Annotated in this window: 8 protein-coding genes and 1 rRNA gene; 6 read left to right on the plus strand and 3 right to left on the minus strand. The window is 49.1% G+C overall.

What is annotated here, in order from left to right; translation table 11 throughout:
- The first annotated feature begins 172 nt into the window (after nt 1-172).
- The 5 genes from VB712_RS13300 to VB712_RS13320 all read left to right on the plus strand — a co-directional run bounded on the left by VB712_RS13300 (nt 173) and on the right by VB712_RS13320 (nt 5,306).
- The gene (locus VB712_RS13300) at nt 173-1,444 is read left to right on the plus strand and encodes a CCA tRNA nucleotidyltransferase (RefSeq protein ID WP_323255473.1); all 1,272 of its coding nucleotides are present in this window, start codon (nt 173-175) and stop codon (nt 1,442-1,444) included.
- A gap of 143 nt (nt 1,445-1,587) precedes the next feature.
- Nucleotides 1,588-2,631, plus strand: a complete 1,044-nt coding sequence (locus VB712_RS13305; protein ID WP_323255475.1) for a DUF3326 domain-containing protein — start codon at nt 1,588-1,590, stop codon at nt 2,629-2,631.
- Nucleotides 2,632-2,690: 59 nt separating this feature from the next.
- A complete protein-coding gene (locus VB712_RS13310; RefSeq protein ID WP_416236344.1) occupies nt 2,691-3,224 on the plus strand; it encodes a lysostaphin resistance A-like protein in 534 nt (177 codons plus the stop codon).
- A gap of 83 nt (nt 3,225-3,307) precedes the next feature.
- Entirely contained in the window at nt 3,308-4,405 is a 1,098-nt protein-coding gene (gene cax, locus VB712_RS13315) for a calcium/proton exchanger (RefSeq protein WP_323255479.1), read from the plus strand.
- A 91-nt stretch (nt 4,406-4,496) separates the two neighbouring features.
- Entirely contained in the window at nt 4,497-5,306 is an 810-nt protein-coding gene (locus tag VB712_RS13320) for an FkbM family methyltransferase (RefSeq protein WP_323255481.1), read from the plus strand.
- A 5-nt stretch (nt 5,307-5,311) separates the two neighbouring features.
- On the opposite strand, the gene VB712_RS13325 is transcribed toward VB712_RS13320, so the two are convergent.
- Nucleotides 5,312-6,379, minus strand: coding sequence for an ABC transporter permease (locus VB712_RS13325; RefSeq protein ID WP_323255482.1), 1,068 nt, complete (start codon nt 6,377-6,379; stop codon nt 5,312-5,314).
- Between the two features lie 149 nt (nt 6,380-6,528).
- Between VB712_RS13325 and VB712_RS13330 the strand changes: the two genes are divergently transcribed.
- Nucleotides 6,529-6,867, plus strand: a complete 339-nt coding sequence (locus VB712_RS13330; protein WP_323255484.1) for a hypothetical protein — start codon at nt 6,529-6,531, stop codon at nt 6,865-6,867.
- Nucleotides 6,868-6,880: 13 nt separating this feature from the next.
- Here the strand turns inward: VB712_RS13330 and pyrE are convergent, their stop codons facing one another.
- Both pyrE and rrf read right to left on the minus strand, forming a co-directional pair.
- Entirely contained in the window at nt 6,881-7,453 is a 573-nt protein-coding gene (gene pyrE / locus VB712_RS13335) for an orotate phosphoribosyltransferase (RefSeq protein WP_323255486.1), read from the minus strand.
- Nucleotides 7,454-7,543: 90 nt separating this feature from the next.
- Nucleotides 7,544-7,661: ribosomal RNA gene (gene rrf, locus VB712_RS13340) — 5S ribosomal RNA — on the minus strand.
- Nucleotides 7,662-7,755 lie beyond the last annotated feature (94 nt).

The raw sequence follows: 7,755 nt of genomic DNA on the forward strand, positions 1-7,755 counted from the left end.
TTGTAAAATTCTCTTCAGGATTATTAATCAAATATCACAAAAATTAATGTACTGACTCCATGGGGGTCAGGAAAGATACCATCAGGGGTGATTTTGCCCGAAAATTTGCTAAAAATAAACATTAAAACGGCCTTAGACTAAGGGTTAGCCTTGGCTTTTTTTTCTCTTCCCCATGACCACTTTGGATTTCACTGTTGCGGCCCTTGCTCCCGAGCGATTGCCCTTTAGCTTAGAATGGCTGCCGCCCCCGGCTTATTTTGTGGGCGGTACGGTGCGGGATGCTTTGCTCCAACGTCAAGGGGAGCGGTTTGATGTTGATTGCGTGGTGGACAGTGGGGCGATCACCAAGGCGCGGGCCCTAGCGGATCACTATCAGGCGGGGTTTGTGGTGTTGGATCGCGATCGCCAGATTGCCCGTGTTGTCTTTGACCAAGGCACGGTGGATATTGCCCAGATGGTGGGGGAGCATCTCGAAGCGGATTTAAACCGGCGAGATTTTACGATTAATGCGATCGCCTATGACCCCCACCATCAAACCCTATTCGATCCCCTCAATGGTATTGAGGATCTGCAAGCGGGCTTAATTCAAATGATTACCAAGGGCAATCTCCAGGATGATCCCCTGCGGATCCTGCGGGCTTATCGTCAGGGGGCCCAACTGCAATTTTCCCTCCAACCCAAAACCCGCAAGGCCCTACGGAAATTAGCCCCCCTCCTCAAAACCGTCGCGGGGGAACGGGTGCGGACAGAGTTAAATTATCTACTCATGCTCCCCCAGGCAACCCCTTGGCTCGCCTTGGCCATTGAGGATCAGATCTGGCAGGATTGGCTCCCGGATTTTACCCCCGATGCCATTCCCCAACTGGAGCAAATTGACCAAGTAGCTTGGCTCTTGAGTAAGATTTGGGATGGTTTTGGGACGCAATTGGCCCAAGTCGCTAGTCCCCAGGCCCTCAGTGCCTTGGGTTTAGCCAAGTTAGCCAGTTTGGTGACGGCATCAAGGGCAGGCGCGACGCTCAATGCCTTAAAGTATTCCCGCGCTGAAGTCCAGGCCGTCCAGCGAGCTTGGCAGTATTTGCCCCAGGTTTTGGGGCTGATGGAGCAGGAAATGGGTTTGGAGGAGCAGTACTTTTTCTTCCAAGGCGTGGGGGATGGGCTGCCGATGGTGGTGGTTTTGGCGGTGGCGATGGCGGCCCATCAGGATATTCTGCGAGAAACCCGTGCTGTTGGGGTAGTTGCGCCCTTAGTCAATGCCTATCTTGACCCTCAAAATCCCGTGGCCCATCCTACCCCCCTCGTTTCCGGCACAGACTTGATCAATCAACTCAACCTCACCCCTTCCCCGCAAATTGGTGCGCTCTTAACCCAAATTCAACTGGCCCATATCCAGGGCCAAATTCACACCCCCGCTGAGGCGATCGCCTTCGCCAAAACCCAACTTTAACCCGTTCCCCATTCCCCGTTCCCCAACTGTGAAGAAATATAGGAATCAATCCCCGCAAAAGAAATCCAGGAACCCCCCTTGATAAAATTGGGATTGATCTACCTAGAATTGCTTTGAATTCTTTTGCTTCTCCTCCCTTCACTGTGGTTCTCATCGTGCCTACCGGCATCGGGGCGGCCATTGGGGGATATGCTGGCGATGCGTTGCCTGTTGTTAAGGCTTTGGCCCCCTTGTGCGATCGCATTATTACCCATCCCAATGTTCTCAACGGTGCGCAAATGTATTGGCCCATCCCCCAAGCGCTCTATGTGGAGGGCTACGCTTTGGATCAATTTGCTGCGGGCCATTGGGGGTTAGAGCCGGTGCATCAAAACCGGATTGGGGTGATTTTTGACCAGGGCATTGAGCCAGAATTGCGCGATCGCCACCGCCAAGCCATTGAAGCCGCCCGAGCCACCCTCGGTTTACCGATTACGACGCTGATCGAAACCGATGCCCCCCTCAATGTCACACTCCAAACCTCAGGATCCGGTGCCAGTTGGGGAACTTTGGCGAATCCTGGTAGTTTATTGCGGGCGGCGGAACGGTTAGTCAATACATCCCAGGTGGAGGCGATCGCCGTCATTGCCCGTTTCCCCGATGACTTGGGCAGTGAAGCCTTAACCGCCTATCGCCACGGTTCCGGGGTGGATGCCCTCGCCGGAGCCGAAGCCGTGATTTCCCATCTCATCGTTCGCCAATTTCGCATCCCCTGCGCCCACGCCCCTGCCCTTGCACCCCTGCCCTTAGATCCCGCTGTTGCCCCCCGATCAGCGGCGGAAGAGTTGGGTTATACATTTTTACCCTGTGTTCTCGTCGGGTTAGCCCATGCCCCTCGGTTAATTCACCAAAGCCAACCCCATCATCGCGATCAGATCTGGGCGGATCAGGTGGATGCGTTGATTGTGCCGGCCTCTGCCTGTGGTGGCAGTGCCACCCTGAGTTTAGGCGATCCGCGACAGCGCACCAATCGCCTCGTCATCGCCGTTGAAGCCAACACCACCACCCTCAACGTTCCCCCCGAACCCTTGGGCATTCGCGCCATCCGGGCCCGGTCTTATCCAGAGGCGATCGGGCTATTAGCCGCCTACCGGGCCGGCCTCGATCCCCATCTGCTTCACCCTGCTATTTCCCCCTTAAACCTGTGAACTATCCCCCTTCCTCCCCAGAGTCGGAAACCCTAACCCGGACTCAAGTGCTTGTAGCCATGATTGTCACCGCCCTCTTGCTCTTAGTCGTGGCGAAACTCTGGCAATTTTTGGGGCAGGTTCCCCTCCTCAGCGCGAAATTTACCCCCATGGCTTTCCTGTGGGGATGTGGATTAATGCTCGGTATTACCGGCGCTAGCACCTTGATTCATCGTCTTTGGCCTGCCTATCGTCGCAGCGCGGATCTCTATCTTGATCTGGTGATTCGTCCCCTCGATTGGCCAGATCTGATTTGGTTAGGATTATTACCCGGTTTAAGTGAAGAACTCCTCTTTCGCGGTGTGATGTTACCGGCTTTAGGGTTCAGTTGGGGGGCGATCGCCCTTTCCAGTCTCCTGTTTGGGGTACTCCATCTCAGTAGCTTAAATCAGTGGCCCTATATGGTTTGGGCCACCTTTGTCGGCATGATTTTGGGGGTAGGGGCGATCGTCACCGGCAATCTCATCGTACCCGTCATTGCTCATATCTTGACCAATGTTGTCTCTGGATGTCTCTGGAAATGGCATCATCAACGTACTCCCTCAGAATCCTAAACCTAGATTCCGTAAAATTCCCTAAATCGATCCGCTAAAATCCGAACAGGATCATCCTCAATACCATCCCTTTTTCCTAACCTATGAACAAAATCATTTACACATTGTTAGTGTTTATCCCCATTTCCATTGCTTCATCCCTCTTGAGCTGGGGAGAAGCCACCACCTTTATTACCGCAGCTCTAGCCATTGTGCCATTAGCGGCTCTGATGGGTTTAGCCACAGAAGAAATTGCGGTCGTGGTGGGGCCAAACTTAGGCGGCTTACTCAATGCCACCTTTGGAAATGCCACAGAACTGATTATCGCCTTTGTCGCCCTTCGCGGTGGGTTAATTGAAGTAGTCAAAGCAACCATTACTGGCTCGATTATTAGTAATTTATTGCTAGTTCTCGGCTTTTCCATGTTACTCGGTGGCCTTCGCTTTAAAGAGCAGGAGTTTCAACCCACCGCTGCCCGATTAAATGCCTCAACCATGAACCTTGCGGTCATTGCTTTGCTCGTACCCACTGCCGTTGAATACACCTCCAGCGGCATTGAAGAATCGACACTACAAAACCTCTCCGTCGCTGTTGCAGTAATCCTAATTGCAGTTTATGGCTTGACCTTACTGTTTTCAATGAAAACCCACACCTATCTTTATGATGTTGGGGTTGCTGACTTAGAAGAAAATGACCAAGGTGAAGCCATTGAAAGCCATGAAAAACCCAATATCACCCTCTGGATTATCGTGTTATTAGCCGTAACACTGTTGGTCGCTCTAGAATCAGAATTTTTAGTGGACACCTTAGAAGTTGCCACTAGTAGCCTCGGCCTCACTTCCCTCTTTACCGGGGTTATTCTCATTCCCATCATTGGTAACGCAGCGGAACACGCCACCGCCGTTACCGTCGCCATGAAAAACAAAATGGATTTATCAGTAGCGGTTTCCGTGGGTTCTAGTTTGCAAATTGCCCTGTTTGTTGCCCCAGTCTTAGTCATTGCAGGTTGGCTTATGGGGCAACCAATGGATTTAGATTTTAATCCCTTTGAATTAGTTGCAGTCATTGTGGCTGTGTGGGTTGCCAACTCTGTTAGCTCCGATGGAAAATCCAACTGGCTAGAAGGAGGGCTATTATTAGCCACCTATCTGGTCTTAGGGTTAGCCTTTTTCTTCCACCCCGTAGTTGTTGGGTTAGGCTAATTTTTTAGATTCACCCAATCATGATGCTAAATCTTCTTTAAGATAGGGAGATTTAGCGTCCTTTGTCAAGTTTATTTTATCAAACATTATCATGAAAATAATCCAATGGTTTAATTTTTTATTCGCACAATATCCTTTACTGTATTGGAAAATTTTAACAAGCCGAAAACAGCCTAATTTTGAAAAACTACTCTTTTTATCTCTGATTCAACGGGGAGATGTGGTCATTGATATCGGTGCAAATCGTGGTTATTATACAGTCTTGTTTTCCCATATTGTTGGTAATTCAGGAAAAGTATATGCCTTTGAACCCATACCTAGCACTTTCGAGTATTTAACTCAAACCTTAGCCCATGAACAAATTTTTTCCAATGTCATTCCCTATAACTGCGCTTTAGGGGATCAACTCGGGGAAGCCGTTTTATATTTACCGGATCACGATGATGGCCAGGCATCGATGCGCCCAGATCATCAAACAGGGTCTTGGAAAACAGTGCAGCAGATACAATCTTATATTTGTACATTACAAACCTTGGATCACTATTGCCAGAACTGGCCACGTTTAGATTTTATTAAGTGTGATGTGGAAGGGGCCGAGTTGTTAGTGCTTAAAGGTGGATCAGCAATCATTCAAAAGCATCATCCCATGGTTTATGTCGAACTGTTTTTTGATTGGACAAAAGCCTTTGATTATCATCCTTTAGATTTATTGGCTCAACTAATGGATTGGGGCTATCAGCAGTTTTATATCTGTAATGGCCAGTTTATAAAATTATTGATAGACCCCATTCCGTATTTCCAAGAGCCACCTCAAGAGTCAATTAATTTACTCTGCACGATACCGGAGTGCCATGGCGATCGCACCACTCATCTAGAACCAATCTGCACCAAAGCCCTTTGAGTGAATTAACGTTTTAAGTCACGGGGATCAAGGGCATCCCTCAACCCATCACCCAGGAGATTAAAGGCAAGAACTGTCAGCACAATCAAGCTGGCTGGCGACCAAATTAGCCAAGGTTGTAATACTAAAATTGAAGCATTGGTGGCTAAGGAGAGTAGATTACCCCAAGAGGGATCGGGTTGCTGAATGCCCAACCCAATCAGACTCAAAACGGATTCCGCTACAATAAAACTGGGAATGGAAAGTGTTGCTGCAATAATCACATAGGTTGAGGTTTGGGGGAGGATATGGCGGACAATAATCGTGAAAGAATTTGCGCCAATCACCCGTGCGGCTTTGACAAACTCCTGTTCTTTCAACGATAAAACCTGGCCTCGAATCACCCGCGCTAACCCTGACCAACTCACAAAAGAGGTGATCACTACAATGAGCAAAAAGCGCTGAGAACTGGTTAAGCCAGGGGGAAGAATTGCCGCCAATGCCACCAAAAGATAAATAGTGGGTACACTCATTAATACTTCTACCACACGCATCAAGAAGGCATCTACCCAACCCCCAAAATAACCAGCAATGCCGCCAATCAGCATCCCCAGGGGAAAAGAAATAGCAATCCCCACTAGACCAATGCTGAGACTAATTTGTCCCCCAAATAATAACCGGCTTAGTTGATCTCGACCCTGTTCATCAGTTCCCAGGAGGTTAATTCGTCCTGGCCCGATGGTTCCAAAGAGGTGGCGATCGCTTTTGATTCCGGGAAGGAAGGTATAACTATCCCCTTTCACAAATAAACGCAGAGGCGAAGGGTGCTGGAGATCAAGACTCAATTCCCGCTCTCCCGTTTCTAGATCCGTCGGGCCTTGGGTCGTTGGGTAAACATGAGGGCCAATCCACTGACCTGCTGGAGTTTGCCAATAAATCGTTGTCGGGGGCAGCAGTGAGCCATTGGTTTGGGAATTATACGGGCTATAGGGAGCTAAAAATCCCGCCAGTAAAGCACTCAGGTAGAAAAATCCTAGTAGAACAGCCCCAAATTTGGCTAAAGGATTATGCTTGAGTTTATGCCACCAATTCATAACGTTTTTACGATTTGCTCTACTTACTCTCATACTTTAACTGGTCTGACCAGACCGGATTAAGGTTTACGACAGTTTTGGTACAGATCAGCAAAACTGGGAAAAGAGGGATTAGTATAGGAGTCAGTGCTCTCTTCAGAGGTTAAGAAATGTTAGCAATTAGCCTATTCACCGACTTGGCGGCTTTTTCCCGAAATCACTGTGTTGCGATTTGCGCCACGCTGATCCCTTTAATTTTGCTAATGACGATCCAAACCCTCCTCTTAATCTATTGGCAAAAGACTACGGCTGCCCTCTTCACCTCAGTGATGATCGCCAGTGGCTTGGTTATCGCTCTGTTCCTCCATGTATCAACCTGGTTCATCATTGGTGTGATTCACCCAGTTACATTTATTTTGGCCACCTTAGGCTCCGTTTGCTTGGTCGTGAATTGGGTAGCGGTTGCATGGCGACAATGGCGATCGCCCCAAAATTTACTCAATACCTAAAACTCATCGCTATTTAATCTCCCTGTGCCGCAGCCTGTAAATCCTGAATGGAAAATACAGCTTGAAAAGCAATCCCATGGGATGAATAAAGCTCACAACCACCCGCTTCACGATCCACCAATGCCAAAATTTGGGTCACTTTGTAGCCGGCTCCCTGTAACTGCTCCACCGCCTGCATTGCTGATTGTCCCGTTGTCACCACATCCTCCAAGACAACAATATGAGCGCCATCAGGTAAATTCGGCCCCTCAATATAGGCACGGGTTCCATGACCCTTCGGTTTTTTGCGCACAATCAGAGCCGGTATAGGTTGGGCCTCCAATTCAGAAACCAAGCTCACCGCCGTCACCATCGGGTCAGCCCCCAAGGTTAATCCACCGACCGCCTGGGTTCCCTGTGGTAACATCGCCCACAGTAAACGCCCAACGGTTAACGCCCCATCCGCCCGGAGCGTCACCTGTTTCGTATTAATGTAATAACTGCTTTTTTGCCCAGAGGAGAGGGTAAAATCCCCCTCTTGATAAGCAAATTGCAGAAGTAAATCAAGGAGATGTTGCCGCAGGGAGGCGATCGATTCAGAAACCATCACAATCAAAAATAGAGATAACTTTAGATTAAAGCAAGACAACACAAAAGGCTCCACAATTAAGTAGAGCCTTTTGCTTTCAGAATATAAAGCTGGCATCGAGCTATTGTGCCAGGGGGCAACCCCCCAAGTATCGTCGCCGCAGAAGTGTTTCACAACCGAGTTCGGGATGGATTCGGAGTGGTTCCACTACGCCTTAGACACCAGCTATACCTTCAAGACTGCATAAGTAAACAAGATTTTTAGAGGTCAAGCCCTCGGTCTGTTAGGATGCCTCGGCTCCATACATTACTGCACTTCCA

This window comes from Spirulina sp. CCNP1310, from assembly GCF_034932185.1.
Taxonomy (GTDB): domain Bacteria; phylum Cyanobacteriota; class Cyanobacteriia; order Cyanobacteriales; family Spirulinaceae; genus Spirulina.